Source organism: Pseudomonas fjordensis (assembly GCF_976987115.1).
In genome coordinates this window covers 5,239,492-5,256,073 of record NZ_OZ336860.1, presented here as the reverse complement: position 1 = coordinate 5,256,073, position 16,582 = coordinate 5,239,492, and the positions used below count along the sequence as shown (strand labels likewise).

The window sequence follows — 16,582 nt, the reverse complement described above, 5'->3', positions numbered from 1 at the left end:
GTAATTCAGTGCATAAATGCACAAATTTAGTGCGCGTCGGGGTGAGGGGACCTGATATTCCTGATTTTTCAGAGGCGGGAGAGGGGCCGGGGCGGTTTTGATTGTTGTGCGAGCGTCACCTAATCGGCGTTTCACGGCCAGGGATTGAGCACTTTGCCGGGTCACCAGATTAGGCTTTTGAATCCATTGGATATTCTGTAGCCTTGCGCAGCTTTAGCTTTACCCGTGCTTGATGAACAAAAACACTTCGTCCGGCGGCGCCCGAAGGGCTCCGGAGCCGGTGGTACACTCGACTTTCGCGCTACTGCGCCTGCAGGTCTTGCGAACATGACGCACATTTCCGAACGCCTACTGGTTCAAGCCCACCTCGACGCCAAGCAGCCCAAGGTGCTCAGCGCTGCCGAAGAGGCGAGCCTGCGAACCGCCATCGCCGCCGAGCTCAAAGCTCAGGACGCGGTGCTGGTTGCCCACTTTTATTGCGACCCGGTGATTCAGGCCCTGGCCGAAGAAACCGGTGGCTGTGTTTCCGATTCCCTGGAGATGGCCCGCTTCGGCGCCGCCCACCCGGCCAAAACCGTATTGGTAGCCGGCGTGCGCTTCATGGGCGAGACCGCCAAGATCCTCACGCCTGAAAAACGCATCCTGATGCCGACCCTGGAAGCCACCTGCTCCCTGGACCTGGGTTGCCCGGTGGATGAGTTTTCCGCGTTCTGCGATCAGCACCCCGAGCGCACCGTGGTGGTGTATGCCAACACCTCGGCGGCGGTCAAAGCCCGGGCGGATTGGGTGGTGACTTCCAGCTGCGCGCTGGAAATCGTCGAGAGCCTGATGGACAACGGCGAGACCATCATCTGGGGCCCGGACAAACACCTGGGCACTTACATCCAGCGCCAGACCGGCGCCGACATGCTGCTGTGGGACGGTGCCTGCATCGTTCACGAAGAGTTCAAGTCCAAGCAGCTTGAAGACATGAAAGCGCTGTACCCGGATGCAGCGATCCTGGTGCACCCCGAGTCACCAACCTCGGTGATCGAACTGGCGGACGCAGTGGGCTCCACCAGCCAACTGATCGCCGCTGCGCAACGCTTGCCGAACAAGACCTTTATCGTCGCCACCGACCGCGGCATCTTCTACAAGATGCAGCAGCTGTGCCCGGACAAAGTCTTCGTCGAAGCGCCTACCGCCGGTAACGGCGCAGCCTGCCGCAGTTGCGCGCACTGCCCGTGGATGGCGATGAATACGCTGGAGCGCACGCTGCAGTGTTTGCGTGAGGGCAGCAATGAGATCTTCGTGGAACCGGCGGTAATTCCGCAGGCGGTACGGCCGCTTAAGCGCATGCTCGACTTTACCCAGGCAGCCCGGTTAAAGCTGGCCGGCAACGCCTGATCTGAGACTGAGCACTGATCAAAATGTGGGAGCTGGCTTGCCTGCGATAGCCATTAGGTATCTACACAACTTTGTAGCCTGTAGCAGCCGACGGTAACCACGATGCGAAGCGAGCCGCTCTTGATCTTGATCTGCTTTTGATCTTAGGCGCCCCGTCAAACCACGCTGGCCGGAATTCGACAGTGATTTGGGGGGTAAACCGGCAGGGATGCCGGTTTAGCCGCCCCGCGCCAAGGATGGCGCGTGGCGGCGGCCCCCCAAATCACTGGCGGATTACGGGCACACCGAGCCTAAGCGAGGTGCCGAGTGGTGGGGCAAGAGCGTTTTGCTTACTTTTGCGCTTTTCAAAAGTGAGCCGCCGTCAGGGCGGAACCCTAAGTGGCCGTTACCTAAATAACGGATATGTACCCTGTCCAACTGTGTTGACCGCCAGGCCGCCTTCGCGAGCAAGCCCGCTCCCACAGTTGGATCGTGGGGTGTCAGGTAGATATGGGGCGGCTGTCAGGCCGTCATCGCAGGCAAGCCAGCTCCCACAGTTGATCTGCGATGCGCTTGAATTACTTCTTTTGCTTCGGGATCCGCACCAGTTGCGTATCTGAATAGATGTCATGCCAGCTGCGTTTATGTTTATCGAACAACGACCAGATAAACCCCAACCCCACACACAACCATGACGCAATCGACACCACAAAACGCAACAATGCCTGCCACAGGCTGATCCGTGACCCGTCAGCGTTTTGCACGCGCACGCCCCACACCTGCATGCCCAGGGTTTGCCCGGAATGGGTCCAGAACTTGGCGAAGAACCCAAACAGCACGAACAGCAGCAGAGTCGACAGCAACGGGTCACCGTCCAGCGCGCCGGATTCGGTGAGCGTGCGCATCTTCGCTTCGCCCACGAAGGCGATCCACACCAGCTTGTAGATAAACGCCGTGACGATCAGCAGGGCGGTGCATAAAAGAAAGTCGTAGAACATCGCTGCCAGGCGACGGCCCAGGCCAACGGCGGGGAATTCGCCCTGGGGGCTCAACAGGGGTTTGGACATGGCAGGGCTCTCTGGAGAAAGCACGCAGTTTACGCAATGGCGCCCATAAAAAAGCCCCTGATGTCATATCAGGGGCTTTTTGTCGCAGGAAGGATCAGCCTTCTGCTTGGACTTCGTCAGCCTGCAAGCCTTTCTGGCCTTGAACTGAAACGAAGGTGACCTTCTGGCCTTCCTTCAGGCTTTTGAAGCCGTTGCCCTGAATAGCACGGAAATGCACGAACAGATCCGGGCCGCTTTCAGGAGTGATAAAACCAAACCCTTTCTCGTCGTTGAACCACTTGACGGTACCGCTCTGACGCTCAGCCATTTTCTTCTTTCCTTTGACGCTAAAAATTAATGACAGCCCCTTTCACACGAAAGAGTACTGGGCTGGGTTGCAGGAAAGTTAAGAGACGTCGAACGGGTTGTAGCAACTACTTCAGCTACTGCCCAGGTCCAGGTTCCAAGCGACCCATGCAAACACAGTGGGCAAACTCTACGCCAACTAAGATGAAAAAAACAAGCCCTGGGGAAGGCCTTGATTTTACTGGGTCTTGACACTTTGTTGAATGTTCGGGTGTCGGCTTATTCGATAGAGTTGCTCACTTGTTATAGGGCATCAGCTATAAAAACGCCTATCGTGAATGCACTGTTTTATGGCGGTTGCGTTACAGTTTAGTGCACGTTAACGCAACCGCGTTACTTATAGAAACAGTCAATCAACCGCGGTAGTAACGTTGCGGAACGAATGGCATTTTGCTTACACGTAGTGGCACCTTTTTCCCACGTACCATTGCGCAAACTTCGGTATCCAGTGCGACAAATGCGCTGTCCAGGTAACCCATCGCCAAGGGGCCGCCCAAGGTGGGGCCAAAGCCGCCGCTGCACACGCTGCCGATTACAGTGCCCTGGGCATCGACGATTTCTGCGCCTTCACGCACCGGGGTACGCTCCTGCGGCAGCAGGCCTACGCGTTTGCGCGCCACACCGGTTTGCTGCTGGGTGAAGATGCGGTCGGCGCCGGGGAAGCCGCCGGCGCGCGCGCCATCGGCACGCCGGGCCTTGGAGATCGCCCACAGCAGGCTGGCTTCGATCGGGGTGGTGTCGGTGTTCATGTCGTGGCCGTACAGGCACAGGCCGGCTTCCAGGCGCAGCGAATCGCGGGCACCCAGGCCGATGGCCTGCACTTCGGTTTCGGCCAACAGGCTGCGGGCCAGGCTCTCGGCATTGGCCGCTGGCACGGAGATTTCAAAACCGTCTTCACCGGTGTAGCCGGAGCGGCTGACGTAGCAGTCCACGCCCAGCAAACGCAGGGTGGCAAATTGCATGAACGTCATCTGGGTGACTTCAGGGGCCAGGCGCGCCAATACTTTCACCGCCGCCGGGCCTTGCAGGGCCAGCAGGGCGCGTTCTTCGAACAGCGGTTCGATGGTGCATTGGTCGCCGATATGTGCGCGCAGGTGCGCCAGGTCCTGGTCCTTGCACGCGGCGTTGACCACCAGGAACAACTCGTCGTTACCCAGGTTGGCAACCATCAGGTCGTCGAGGATGCCGCCTTGCTCATTGGTGAACATCGCATAGCGCTGCATGCCCACCGGCAGGTCGATGATATCGACGGGTACCAGGGTTTCCAGGGCCTTGGCGGCATTTGCGCCGGTGAGGCGAATCTGGCCCATGTGGGACACGTCGAACAACCCGGCCTGTTCACGGGTGTGCAGGTGTTCTTTCATCACGCCCAAGGGGTACTGCACCGGCATGTCGTAGCCGGCGAAGGGCACCATGCGCGCGCCCAGTTCCAGGTGCAGGGCATGCAATGGGGTTTTCAACAGGGTTTCGGTGGACATATTCAGCTCCTGAAAAACGTGCCGACGCGCTTGTGGGCGTCAGCACTCGATAATGTTGACCGCCAAACCGCCACGGGCGGTTTCCTTGTATTTGCTTTTCATGTCGGCGCCGGTCTGGCGCATGGTGCGGATGACCTTGTCGAGGGACACAAAATGCTGGCCGTCGCCGCGCAGGGCCATGCGCACGGCATTGATCGCCTTCACCGAGCCCATGGCATTGCGCTCGATGCACGGCACCTGCACCAGCCCGCCAATCGGGTCGCAGGTCAGGCCGAGGTTGTGTTCCATGCCGATCTCGGCGGCGTTTTCTACTTGGGACACGCTGCCGCCCAGCACTTCGCAGAGTGCGCCTGCGGCCATGGAACAGGCCACGCCGACTTCGCCCTGGCACCCGACTTCGGCGCCTGAGATCGAAGCGTTTTCCTTGTACAAAATGCCGATGGCGGCGGCGGTGAGCAAAAAGCGCACCACGCCGTCTTCGTTCGCGCCGGGGATAAAACGCATGTAGTAATGCAGCACGGCGGGAATGATCCCGGCCGCGCCGTTGGTGGGCGCGGTGACTACGCGCCCGCCATTGGCGTTTTCTTCGTTGACTGCCAGCGCATACAGGTTGACCCAATCGAGCACCGACAGCGGGTCGCGCAGCGCCGACTCCGGGTTCTTGCACAGCTGCCGGTGCAAGGCCGCTGCCCGGCGCTTGACCTTCAAGCCTCCGGGCAAGATGCCTTCATTGCGACAGCCGGCATCGACGCAGTCCTGCATGACCTGCCAGATCTTCAACAACCCGCTGCGGGTTTCCGATTCCGGGCGCCAGGCGCTTTCATTTGTCAGCATCACCTGGCTGATAGACAGGCCATAGGTGGTGCAATGGCCAAGCAAGTCCTTGGCGTGTTTGAACGGGAAGGTCAGGGGTGTGGCGTCTTCGACGATACGGTCGGCGCCCGCGGCGTCTTCATCCACCACGAAACCGCCACCGACCGAGTAATACTCGCGGCTGCGGATCTGGATGCCAGCGGCGTCAAAGGCACGAAAAATCATGCCGTTGGGATGGTAGGCAAGGGGCTTGCGAATCATCGCCAGGTGTTCTTTCTCGTTGAACGCAATGCTGTGTTCGCCGAGCAGGTTGAGGCGCCCGTCGCTGCGCATCTGCGCCAGGCGTGCAGCCACGGTTTCGGTATTCACGGTGTCTGGGTGTTCGCCTTCCAGGCCCAGCAGCACGGCCTTGTCGCTGCCGTGGCCTTTGCCGGTGGCGCCCAGCGATCCGTAGAGTTCCACCTTGATGCCGGTGGTGGCCTCCAGCAGGTTGTCACGCTTGAGCCCCTCGACGAATCGAGCGGCGGCGCGCATCGGGCCGACGGTGTGGGAACTGGAGGGGCCGATGCCAATCTTGAACAGGTCGAACACGCTAAGGGACATGGTTGTTCTCCGGTTTCTTATTATTGGAAGCCCAATCCACCCTTTCTCTGTAGGAGCGAGCTTGCTCGCGAAAAACTCACAGGCGCCACGTTCAATCAGGTTTGAGCGGCGATCTCAGGTTCTTCGCGAGCAAGCTCGCTCCTACAGGTGGGGCATTATCAGGCGTAGCTCTCGATCGACGGGCACGCACACACCAGGTTGCGATCGCCAAACACGTTGTCGACCCGGCCAACCGGCGGCCAGTACTTGCCTTCGATCAACGATGCTACCGGGTACACCGCTTGTTCACGGCTGTAAGGGTGGCTCCATTCGCCCACCAGTTCCGCTGCCGTGTGCGGCGCGTTCTTGAGCGGGTTGTCGTCTTTGTCGAGGGTGCCGTTTTCCACCGCGCGAATCTCTTCGCGGATGGCGATCATGGCGTCGCAGAAGCGGTCCAGTTCTTCCTTGGATTCACTTTCGGTCGGCTCGATCATCAAGGTGCCAGCCACCGGGAACGACATGGTCGGCGCGTGGAAACCAAAATCGATCAGGCGCTTGGCCACGTCGTCCACGCTGATGCCGCTGCTGTCTTTCAACGGGCGCAGGTCCAGGATGCATTCGTGGGCCACCAGGCCATTGCTGCCGGTGTACAGCACGGGGTAGTGCTCTTCCAGGCGACGGGAAATGTAGTTGGCATTCAGGATCGCCAACTGCGACGCGCGCTTGAGGCCGGCGCCGCCCATCATGCTGATGTACATCCAGGTGATTGGCAGAATGCTGGCGCTGCCGAACGGCGCGGCGCACACCGCGCCTTCCTTGCGTTCCATGGCTGCGTGGCCGGGCAGGAACGGCGTGAGGTGCGACTTGACGCCAATCGGGCCAACGCCCGGGCCGCCACCGCCGTGGGGGATGCAGAAGGTTTTGTGCAGGTTCAGGTGGGACACGTCGCCGCCGAACTTGCCCGGTGCGCACAGGCCAACCATCGCGTTCATGTTGGCGCCGTCGATGTACACCTGGCCGCCGTTGTCGTGAATGATCCCGCAGATTTCGCGGATACCTTCCTCGAACACCCCGTGGGTGGACGGGTAGGTGATCATCAGCGCGGCGAGGTGCTCGCGGTGCTCGATGGCCTTGGCGCGCAGGTCTTCGATGTCGACGTTGCCGCGGGCGTCGCAAGCGGTGACCACCACGCGCATGCCGGCCATGTTGGCGGTGGCCGGGTTGGTGCCGTGGGCTGACGACGGGATCAGGCAGATGTCGCGACGTTCTTCGCCACGGCTCTGGTGATAGGCACGGATGGCCAACAGGCCCGCGTATTCACCCTGTGAACCAGCGTTGGGCTGCAAGGAGATCGCGTCGTAACCGGTGGCCGCACAGAGCATGGCTTCCAGTTCGCTGGTCAGTTGCTGGTAGCCGGCGCTTTGCGCGGCGGGGGCGAATGGGTGCAGGGCGCCGAACTCGGCCCAGGTCACCGGGATCATTTCGCTGGCGGCGTTGAGCTTCATGGTGCACGAGCCCAGCGGGATCATGGTGCGGTCCAGTGCCAGGTCCTTGTCGGCCAGTTTGCGCAGGTAGCGCATCAGCTCGGTTTCCGAGTGATAGCGGTTGAACACCGGGTGGCTGAGGATCGGCGACTGGCGCAGCAAAGCGCTCGGCAGGGTGCTGTCGGTGGCAGTAAAGGCTGGCAGGGTTTTGCCGTCGGCGAAGATCGCCCACAAGGCCTGGATATCGCCCTGGGTGGTGGTTTCGTCGACCGACAGGCCAACGCGCTCGCCGTCCACTACACGCAGGTTGATGCGCTGGGCGCGGGCCTTGTCGTGCAGGGCGGCAGTGTGAGCGCCGGTGTGGATTGTCAGGGTGTCGAAGAAGTGGGCCTGCTCGACCTTCTGGCCCAGGGCCGTCAAGCCTTTGGCCAGGATCGCGGTCAACTGGTGAATGCGCTGGGCGATCTGGGTCAGGCCTTTGGGGCCGTGGTACACGGCGTACATGCTGGCGATGTTGGCCAGCAGCACTTGGGCAGTGCAGATGTTGCTGGTGGCTTTCTCGCGGCGGATATGTTGCTCGCGGGTCTGCATGGCCAGGCGCAGGGCCGGCTTGCCGAAGCGGTCGACGGAAACGCCGACCAGACGGCCTGGCATGTCGCGCTTGAACGCATCCTTGGTGGAGAAGTACGCCGCGTGTGGGCCACCGAAGCCCAGTGGCACGCCAAAGCGCTGTGCGCTGCCAATGGCGACGTCGGCGCCGAATTCGCCTGGCGGCGTCAGCAGGGTCAGGGCCAGCAGGTCGGCGGCCACGGCGACCAGTGCGTTGGCGGCGTGGAAGCGTTCGGTCAGTTCGCGATAGTCGAACACGTCGCCGTTGCTGGCCGGGTATTGCAGCAGGGCGCCGAAGAACGGGCTGACGTCGGTCAGTTCGCGCTCATCGCCCACCACCACATCGATGCCCAGTGGCTCGGCACGGGTGCGCAGCACGTCGAGGGTTTGCGGATGGCTGTGCACCGATGCGAAGAACGCGTGGCTGCTTTTGTTCTTGCTCAGGCGCTTGCAGAAGGTCATGGCTTCGGCGGCGGCAGTGGCTTCGTCGAGCAGGGAGGCGTTGGCGATCGGCAGGCCGGTGAGGTCGCTGATCAGGGTCTGGAAGTTGAGCAGGGCTTCCAGGCGGCCTTGGGAAATCTCGGGTTGGTACGGCGTGTAGGCGGTGTACCAGGCCGGGTTTTCCAACAGGTTGCGCAGGATCGGCGACGGCGTGTGGCAGTTGTAGTAGCCCTGGCCGATGTAGGTCTTGAACAGTTGGTTCTGGCTGGCGATGGCCTTGATCTTGGCCAGGGCCTCGGCTTCGCTCAGGCCGTCTTCCAGGCCGAGTACGCTGGTGCCCTTGATGCTTTCCGGGATCACGCTGGCGCTCAGGCCTTCGAGGGAATCAAACCCCAGGCTGGCGAGCATTTGCTGCTCATCTGCCTGGCGCGGGCCGATGTGGCGGGCGATGAATTCGTTGGCGGTGGTCAGATTAACGGTCATGGCGCGCTCCTCAAGCTTCAGCGTTGGCTTTGATCAGGCGGTCGTACGCATCCTGATCCAACAGCTTAGCCACTGCATCGGCATCGGCGGGTTTAAAGCGGAAGAACCAGCCTTCGCCCATCGGGTCTTCGTTGACCAGTTCCGGGCTGCCATCGAGCTTGTCGTTGACTTCGAGGACTTCACCGTCCAACGGCATGTACACACCGCTGGCGGCTTTGACCGACTCCACGGTGGAGGCTTCGGCGCCCTTGGCATAGGCCTGCAACTCCGGCAGTTGCACGAAAACCACATCACCCAGCGCGTTCTGCGCAAACGCGGTGATACCCACGGTGACGCTGCCATCGGCTTCGGCGCGCAGCCATTCGTGATCTTCAGTGAAACGCAACTCGCTCATGGAAACTCCTCAGGGCCAGAATCGTCTGGTGGACGGGATTGGAATGATGGGGAGTTGCTTAGCAATATCGCGGCCAATGTTATTAAGTCGTTATATATCAAGTGCTTAAAGGATTCGGCGATAAAGTGGGCGTAACGAGCTGTAGCGATTTCGCTACAGTTGGGCGCAGGAAAAAAAGCCTATGTGGATCAAAGCCTTGCATGGCGCGCAAAAAACGGGGTTGTAGCGATATCGTTACGCTGTAGCGCTTTCAGTACACGGAATGTCGTTCTCAGACCAAAACTGTAATGCGCCCATTGTAGGAGCGAGCTTGCTCGCGAAAATCGTCAACGATGACGCGGGAAGCCTGGATGAACCTGGCGCCCTCGGGTTTTTCGCGAGCAAGCTCGCTCCTACAGTGGATAAAGCATGGCTCAGGGTTTGTTGGGTATGCCGTACTTGCGCAGGCGGTGGGCGATCGCCGTGTGGGAGGTTTGCAAGCGGCTGGCCAGTTGGCGGGTCGAGGGGTAGCGGCTGTAGAGGCTTTCCAGCAGGCTGCGCTCGAAATCTTCCACGGCCTGTTCCAGGCTGTCGACTTCACCATCGCTCTGGCGCGCCACGGAGGTGCCGGCGATGTCCAGGTCGCCGATGTCCACCAGGCTGCTTTCGCAGATGGCGGCAGCGCGGAAGATCACGTTTTGCAACTGCCGCACGTTGCCCGGCCAGTGGTTTCCGAGCAGGGCTGGATAAGTACCCGGCGCCAGGCGGCAGACCGGGCGCTGGATCTGCGCGCAGGCTTGCTGCATGAAGTAGCGCGCCAGCAGCAGGATGTCCTGGCCGCGTTCACGCAAGGGCGGTACGGCGACATTGAGCACGTTGAGGCGGTAGAACAGGTCTTCGCGAAAGGTGCCTTCGCTGACCATCTTTTCCAGGTCGCGGTGGGTGGCGCTGAGGATGCGCACATTGACCTTTACTTCGCGGTCGCCGCCCACGCGGCGAAAGCTGCCGTCATTGAGAAAGCGCAGCAGCTTGGCTTGCAGGTACGGCGACATTTCACCGATCTCATCGAGAAACACCGTGCCCTGGTTCGCCAGCTCCATCAGCCCCGGTTTGCCACCGCGTTGCGCGCCGGTAAAGGCGCCGGGCGCATAGCCGAACAATTCGCTTTCGGCGAGGTTTTCCGGCAGTGCCGCGCAGTTCAGCGCCAGAAACGGCGCACTGTGACGCGTGCTGATGGCGTGGCAGGCGCGGGCCACCAGCTCTTTGCCGGTACCGGTTTCGCCCTGGATCAGCAGCGGTGCATCCAGCGCCGCCACCCGTTGCGCCCGCGCCTTGAGCGTGCGGATCGCCGGCGACTCGCCCAGCAGTGCATCAAACCCTTCGGCGTGGTCATGGTGCAGCGCAGAGAGTTGTTCGCCGATACGGTTGGGCTGGTAGAGGGTGAGCAGGGCGCCGGCGTCGGTGATCGGCGTGGCGCCCAGCAGCAAGGTCTGGCCGTTGACGCTGATCTCGCGCAGCGGCAAGCGAAAGCCCTGCTCCAGCAGGGTCTCCAGCAAGGCCGCATCATCGAACAGCTCGGCGATGCTTTCGCCGGCCGGTTCACGGCCGTACAAGGCGATCAATGCCGGGTTGGCCAGCAAAATCTTGCCCGCGCTGTCCAGGGCCAGTACCGGGTCGGTCATGGCCGCCAGCAGGGCGTCGAGTTGCAAGTGGCGGCGCTGGCCGGGAAGAATGTCGACGACCTTTACCGCCTGCACGCCGTGCACGCTGAACAACGCGTCGCGCAGTTCTTCGAGCACTTCGGCGCTGAGGGTCGGCGCATCGATATAGACATTGGGCGGCACCATCTCCACCGCATCCAGATTGAGATTGCGCCCACCGAGCAAGGCCAGGACTTCCTGGGTGATGCCGACGCGGTCGATGAAGCTGACGTGGATACGCATGGGGCGATTGGCAATTCTGAAGAGCAGAGGCGGCAAGTATGCCTTGGAGCGAGTGGAGATCAAAATGTGGGAGCGGGCTTGCTCGCGAATGCGGTGGGTCAGTCAACCGGTTATTGACTGATCCACCGCATTCGCGAGCAAGCCCGCTCCCACAAGGGATTTGCGGTGTTTTTATTCCAGGTGTTCGGGTTTGACCGGGTCGCCGGATTTCATATCCAACTGCTTGCGCACATCCTCGAACATCTGATCGTAATACTTGTGCTGCGAGCCGACGCTGCTATGGGTCTTGGGAATGCCGTATTTTTCGACAATCTTGGTCACATTGCTGGCGAAGTTGTAGGCCTGGTCCTTGGGCAGGAAAAAGGTCTCCTTCATGGCCTTGCCCTGAATGCTCCCATGCAGAGTGAACTGCATGCCTTTGCCTTCGCGCTCATCCGTGAAGACTTCGTAGTCCAGGCACAGGTCGTAGCTGACATCGTCCTTGTTCAGCGCGTGTCGCTCGATATGCAGGTGGCCGGGTTCAAAGATAGCCATAGGCGTTTCTCCTCAACTTCACAGGTAGGTGATGCCAGGTGTTGCCGTGCTGATGCGGGTGCCGGCGCTGCCCTGGACGATGGCTTCGATGTCCGAGAGTGAACCGATCACCGCGGTTTTGCCAGTCTGGCGGGCGAACTCGCAGGCGGCTTGGACCTTGGGGCCCATGGAGCCGGCAGCGAAGCCGAGTTTTTCCATGTCGTCCGGGTGGGCCTGGCCGATGGCCTTCTGGGTGGGCTTGCCGAAGTCGATAAAGGCGGCGTTGACGTCGGTGGCGATCACCAGCAAATCAGCTTCCAGTTGCGTGGCCAGCAAGGAGGAACACAGGTCTTTGTCGATCACGGCTTCAATGCCGCGCAGCTTGCCATCTTCGCCATACATCGTCGGGATGCCGCCACCACCGGCGCAGATCACGATGGCTTTTTTCTCCAGCAGCCATTTGATCGGGCGGATTTCGAAGATGCGTTTGGGGCGCGGGCTGGCGACCACGCGGCGGTATTTGTCGCCGTCGGGCGCGATGGCCCAGCCTTTTTCGGCGGCGAGTTTCTCGGCTTCGGCTTTGGCGTACACCGGGCCGATGGGCTTGGTGGGGTTCTGGAAGGCCGGGTCTTTGGCGTCCACTTCCACTTGGGTGAGCAGGGTGGCGAACGGCACTTCAAAGTCCAGCAGGTTGCCCAGTTCCTGTTCGATGATGTAACCGATCATGCCCTCGGTCTCGGCGCCCAGCACGTCCAGCGGGTAAGGCGAGACGCTGGTATAGGCCGCTGCCTGCAACGACAGCAGGCCCACTTGCGGGCCATTGCCGTGGGCGATCACCAGTTCGTTGCCGGGGTGGATCTTGGCGATCTGTTCGGTGGCGATACGGATGTTGGCCCGTTGATTGTCTGCGGTCATGGGTTCACCACGACGCAGGAGGGCGTTGCCGCCCAGGGCTACGACGATGCGCATACAGAATGTCCTTTCAGGGAACGCATGAACACCTCGGTCAATGTGGGAGCTGGCTTGCCTGCGATGAGGGCCTGGCAGGCGACCTGCTGTTGCCAGACCCACCGCTATCGCAGGCAAGCCAGCTCCCACACTGACGGTGTTCACACCGTGGAAATTAAATGTCTGCCAACGCCGACACCAGAATCGCCTTGATGGTATGCATGCGGTTTTCCGCCTGCTCGAAGGCGATATTGGCTGGCGACTCGAACACCTCTTCGGTCACTTCCACGCCATTGGCCAGGTGCGGATAGCGCGCCGCAATGTCCTTGCCGACCTTGGTTTCACTGTTGTGGAACGCCGGCAGGCAATGCATGAATTTCACCCGAGGGTTGCCCGAGGCTTTCATCATCTTGGCGTTGACCTGGTACGGCAGCAGTTGCTCGATGCGCTCGTCCCACGCTTCCACCGGTTCGCCCATGGACACCCAGATATCGGTGTGGATGAAGTCCACGCCCTTCACGGCCTCTGCAGGGTCTTCGGTGATGGTGATGCGTGCGCCGCTTTCCTCGGCGAACGCCTGGCACTCCTTGATGAAATCTTCATGGGGCCACAGCGCTTTCGGCGCGCCGATGCGCACGTCCATGCCGAGCTTGGCGCCGATCATCAGCAGCGAGTTACCCATGTTGTAGCGGGCGTCCCCCAGGTACGCGTAGCTGATGTCATGCAGCGGCTTGTCGCTGTGTTCGCGCATGGTCAGGGTGTCGGCGATCATCTGGGTCGGGTGGAATTCGGCGGTGAGGCCGTTGAACACTGGCACGCCTGCGAACTTGGCCAGTTCTTCGACGATTTCCTGCTCAAAGCCACGGTATTCAATGGCATCGAACATCCGGCCCAGTACGCGGGCGGTGTCTTTCATGCTTTCTTTGTGGCCGATCTGCGACGACACCGGGTCGATATAGGTGACGTGGGCGCCTTGGTCGTGGGCCGCGACTTCGAAGGCACAGCGAGTGCGGGTCGAGGTTTTTTCGAAGATCAGCGCGATGTTCTTGCCCTGCAGGTGCGGACGCTCGGTGCCGGTGTATTTGGCGCGCTTGAGGTCACGGGACAGGTCCAGCAGGTAATGCAGCTCGCGGGTGGTGTGGTGCATCAGCGACAGCAGGCTGCGGTTGCGCATATTGAAAGCCATGATGGAATCTCCTTAGTAGTCGATAGGGTCGCGGATGATCGGGCAGGTCATGCAGTGGCCGCCGCCACGGCCACGGCCGAGTTCACCGGCGCTGATGGTGATGACTTCCACACCGGCCTTGCGCAGCAGGGTGTTGGTGTAGGTGTTGCGGTCGTAGCCAATCACCACGCCCGGCTCCACGGCCACCACGTTGTTGCCGTCATCCCATTGCTCGCGTTCGGCGGCGAAGCTGTTGCCGCCGGTCTCGACCACGCGCAGGGCCTTGAGGTTGAGGGCTGCGGCCACGGTTTCGAGGAAGTTGGTTTTCTCGCGCTGGATGTCGATGCCGTGGGGCTTGCTCTCGTCCGGGCGCAGGGTGAACGGCACGATCTGGTTGACCACTTCGGGGAAGACGGTGACCAGGTCGCGGTCGCAGAAGCTGAACACGGTGTCCAGGTGCATCGCCGCGCGGGATTTGGGCAGGCCGGCCACGATGACGCGCTCCACGGCTTTGTTCTGGAACAGGCTACGCGCCAGTTGGCCGATGGCTTGGTGGGATGAGCGTTCGCCCATGCCGATCAATACCACGCCGTTGCCAATCGGCATCACGTCGCCGCCTTCGAGCGTCGCGGCGCCATGTTCCTGGTCGGGGTCGCCGTACCAGATCTGGAAGTCCGCGTTGGTGAACTCCGGGTGGAATTTATAGATGGCGCTGGTCAGCAGGGTTTCCTGACGTCGCGCCGGCCAGTACATCGGGTTGAGCGTCACGCCGCCGTAGATCCAGCAGGTGGTGTCGCGGGTGAACTGGGTGTTGGGCAGCGGCGGCAGGATGAAACTGGCGTGGCCGAGAAAATCGCGGAACATCTCGATGGTCTTGCCACCGAAGCTGCTCGGCAGATCGTCGGCCGACACGCCGCCGATCAGGTACTCGCTGATTTTGCGCGGCTCCAGGCTGCGCAGCCACGAGCCGACTTCGTCGACCAGGCCCAGGCCTACGGTGTTGGCGGTGATCTTGCGCTCCAGGATCCAGTCCAGCGCTTCGGGGTTGGCGACGATGTCGGTGAGCAGGTTGTGCATTTCCAGCACATCAATGTCCCGCTCGCGCATCTTGGTCACGAAGTCGAAGTGGTCGCGCTTGGCCTGGGCCACCCACAGCACGTCATCGAACAGCAGTTCGTCGCAGTTGTTGGGGGTCAGCCGCTGGTGGGCCAAGCCTGGGGAGCACACCATGACTTTGCGCAGTTTGCCGGCTTCGGAATGTACGCCGTACTTCACTTTTTCCGTGGTCATTACAGATCCTCCAGTGAACAACAATTACAGGGTCAGGAAGCCGTCGTAGAGCCCATAGGCCGCCACCAGGGCGCCAATGACCACTGCGGCGAAAATCAGCTTCTCGACGGGGGTGAAAATCGGTTTGCCCAGTTCACGCTTGGCCTTGGCGAACAGAATCGCGCCAGGGGCGTAGAGCAGGGCGGAGAGCAGCAGGTATTTGGTGCCGCCGGCATACAGCAGCCAGATCGCATAGATCAGGGCGATGGCGCCGATGAACAGGTCTTTCTTGCGCTCTTTGAGGGCGTTCTCGTAGGTCTCGCCGCGCACCGCCAGCAGCAGGGCGTAGGCCGCCGACCACAGGTAAGGCACCAGGATCATCGAGGTGGCGAGGTAGATCAGCGACAGGTACGTGCTGGCGGAAAACAGCGTGATCACCAGGAATATCTGCACCATTGCGTTGGTCAGCCACAGCGCGTTGACCGGCACATGGTTGGCGTTTTCCTTGCGCAGGAACTCCGGCATGGTGTGGTCTTTGGCGGCGGCGAACATGATCTCCGCACACAGCAGCACCCAAGACAGCAGCGCGCCAAGCAGCGAGATGATCAAGCCCACGCTGATCAGCACCGCGCCCCAGTGGCCCACCACATGCTCCAGCACGGCGGCCATCGACGGGTTCTGCAGCTTGGCCAGTTCCGGTTGGGTCATGATCCCCAGGGACAGCACGTTCACCAGCATCAGGAACAGCAGCACGGTGATAAAGCCGATCACGGTGGCCTTGCCTACGTCGCTGCGTTTTTCGGCACGGGACGAGAAGATGCTCGCGCCTTCGATGCCGATAAACACCCACACGGTGACCAGCATCATGTTACGCACCTGGTTCATCACACTGCCCAGGTCCGGGTTTTTCACGCCCCAGATGTCAGCGGTGAAGATGTCCAGCTTGAACGCGAACAGCGCGATGAGCACGAACAGCAGCAGCGGCACCACCTTGGCGACGGTGGTGACCAGGTTGATGAATGCGGCTTCCTTGATCCCGCGCAGCACCAGAAAATGCACGGCCCATAACAGCACTGACGCAGCGATCACCGCCGTAGGCGTATTGCCTTCGCCAAAGACCGGAAAGAAGTAGCCCAGGGTGCTGAACAGCAAGACGAAGTAGCCGACGTTGCCCAGCCAGGCGCTGATCCAGTAACCCCAGGCGGATGAAAAACCCATGTAGTCGCCGAAACCGGCCTTGGCGTAGGCGTACACCCCGCCGTCGAGGTCGGGCTTGCGGTTGGCGAGGGTCTGGAACACGAAGGCGAGGGTCAACATGCCGATGGCGGTAATCACCCAGCCAATCAACACCGCACCGACATCGGCGCTGGCGGCCATGTTTTGTGGCAATGAAAAGATGCCACCGCCAATCATCGAGCCGACGACAAGTGCGACCAGGGCGCCTAATCGAAGTTTTCCGGGAGTTTCAGACATTGCATGACTCCAATGCAGGAGAAGAGAGACCACAGAATAATTCCGTGCGCTAATCAAACAGCTGACTCAGATCACTTCATTGGCACATTCCATTGTGAATTAACGACTTAGGGTGAGATTTTGCGGGCGAGCAAGTCCCGCAAAGGCGCTTGCTAGAGGGCTATCTGCTTTGTGGTTAATCATTTGGTCGAGGGCATGGGTGTTGACGCTAGTTCTTATTTGCGAATGTGC

General features: G+C 60.9%; 13 protein-coding genes. 1 reads left to right on the top strand and 12 read right to left on the bottom strand.

The genetic code is table 11. From position 1 onward, the window contains the following. Positions 1 to 327 precede the first annotated feature (327 nt). Positions 328 to 1,386 carry a quinolinate synthase NadA gene (gene nadA, locus ACWHXD_RS23970; protein ID WP_003193840.1) on the top strand — a complete coding sequence of 353 codons (1,059 nt, stop codon included), beginning with the start codon at positions 328 to 330 and terminating at the stop codon, positions 1,384 to 1,386. A gap of 557 nt (positions 1,387 to 1,943) precedes the next feature. Here nadA and ACWHXD_RS23965 read toward each other — a convergent pair. From ACWHXD_RS23965 to arcD, 12 genes are all read right to left on the bottom strand, one after another. After that, positions 1,944 to 2,432, bottom strand: a complete 489-nt coding sequence (locus ACWHXD_RS23965; protein WP_032902749.1) for an RDD family protein — start codon at positions 2,430 to 2,432, stop codon at positions 1,944 to 1,946. Between the two features lie 94 nt (positions 2,433 to 2,526). Further along, positions 2,527 to 2,739, bottom strand: coding sequence for a cold-shock protein (locus ACWHXD_RS23960; protein WP_007253000.1), 213 nt, complete (start codon positions 2,737 to 2,739; stop codon positions 2,527 to 2,529). 391 nt (positions 2,740 to 3,130) lie between these two features. Continuing rightward, positions 3,131 to 4,255, bottom strand: a complete 1,125-nt coding sequence (gene gcvT / locus ACWHXD_RS23955; protein WP_138762287.1) for a glycine cleavage system aminomethyltransferase GcvT — start codon at positions 4,253 to 4,255, stop codon at positions 3,131 to 3,133. Between the two features lie 39 nt (positions 4,256 to 4,294). After that, a complete protein-coding gene (locus ACWHXD_RS23950; RefSeq protein ID WP_138762288.1) occupies positions 4,295 to 5,671 on the bottom strand; it encodes an L-serine ammonia-lyase in 1,377 nt (458 codons plus the stop codon). Positions 5,672 to 5,829: 158 nt separating this feature from the next. Then, the gene (gene gcvP / locus ACWHXD_RS23945; protein ID WP_138762289.1) at positions 5,830 to 8,667 is read right to left on the bottom strand and encodes an aminomethyl-transferring glycine dehydrogenase; all 2,838 of its coding nucleotides are present in this window, start codon (positions 8,665 to 8,667) and stop codon (positions 5,830 to 5,832) included. A 10-nt stretch (positions 8,668 to 8,677) separates the two neighbouring features. After that, a complete protein-coding gene (gene gcvH / locus ACWHXD_RS23940) occupies positions 8,678 to 9,061 on the bottom strand; it encodes a glycine cleavage system protein GcvH (RefSeq protein WP_098950519.1) in 384 nt (127 codons plus the stop codon). A 413-nt stretch (positions 9,062 to 9,474) separates the two neighbouring features. Beyond that, positions 9,475 to 10,983 (bottom strand): transcriptional regulator GcsR, encoded by a 1,509-nt coding sequence (gene gcsR, locus ACWHXD_RS23935; RefSeq protein WP_138762290.1) that lies wholly within the window; start codon positions 10,981 to 10,983, stop codon positions 9,475 to 9,477. A 171-nt stretch (positions 10,984 to 11,154) separates the two neighbouring features. Further along, positions 11,155 to 11,517: a DUF5064 family protein gene (locus tag ACWHXD_RS23930; protein ID WP_138762291.1), complete on the bottom strand. Its 363-nt coding sequence runs from the start codon at positions 11,515 to 11,517 to the stop codon at positions 11,155 to 11,157. 18 nt (positions 11,518 to 11,535) lie between these two features. Beyond that, positions 11,536 to 12,465 (bottom strand): carbamate kinase, encoded by a 930-nt coding sequence (gene arcC, locus ACWHXD_RS23925; protein ID WP_032895541.1) that lies wholly within the window; start codon positions 12,463 to 12,465, stop codon positions 11,536 to 11,538. Positions 12,466 to 12,619: 154 nt separating this feature from the next. Continuing rightward, positions 12,620 to 13,630, bottom strand: coding sequence for an ornithine carbamoyltransferase (locus ACWHXD_RS23920; protein WP_003193818.1), 1,011 nt, complete (start codon positions 13,628 to 13,630; stop codon positions 12,620 to 12,622). 12 nt (positions 13,631 to 13,642) lie between these two features. Further along, the gene (arcA, locus tag ACWHXD_RS23915) at positions 13,643 to 14,899 is read right to left on the bottom strand and encodes an arginine deiminase (protein WP_138762292.1); all 1,257 of its coding nucleotides are present in this window, start codon (positions 14,897 to 14,899) and stop codon (positions 13,643 to 13,645) included. Positions 14,900 to 14,923: 24 nt separating this feature from the next. Next, on the bottom strand, positions 14,924 to 16,351 hold the full coding sequence (arcD, locus tag ACWHXD_RS23910; RefSeq protein ID WP_032895542.1) for an arginine-ornithine antiporter: 1,428 nt from the start codon (positions 16,349 to 16,351) through the stop codon (positions 14,924 to 14,926). Positions 16,352 to 16,582 lie beyond the last annotated feature (231 nt).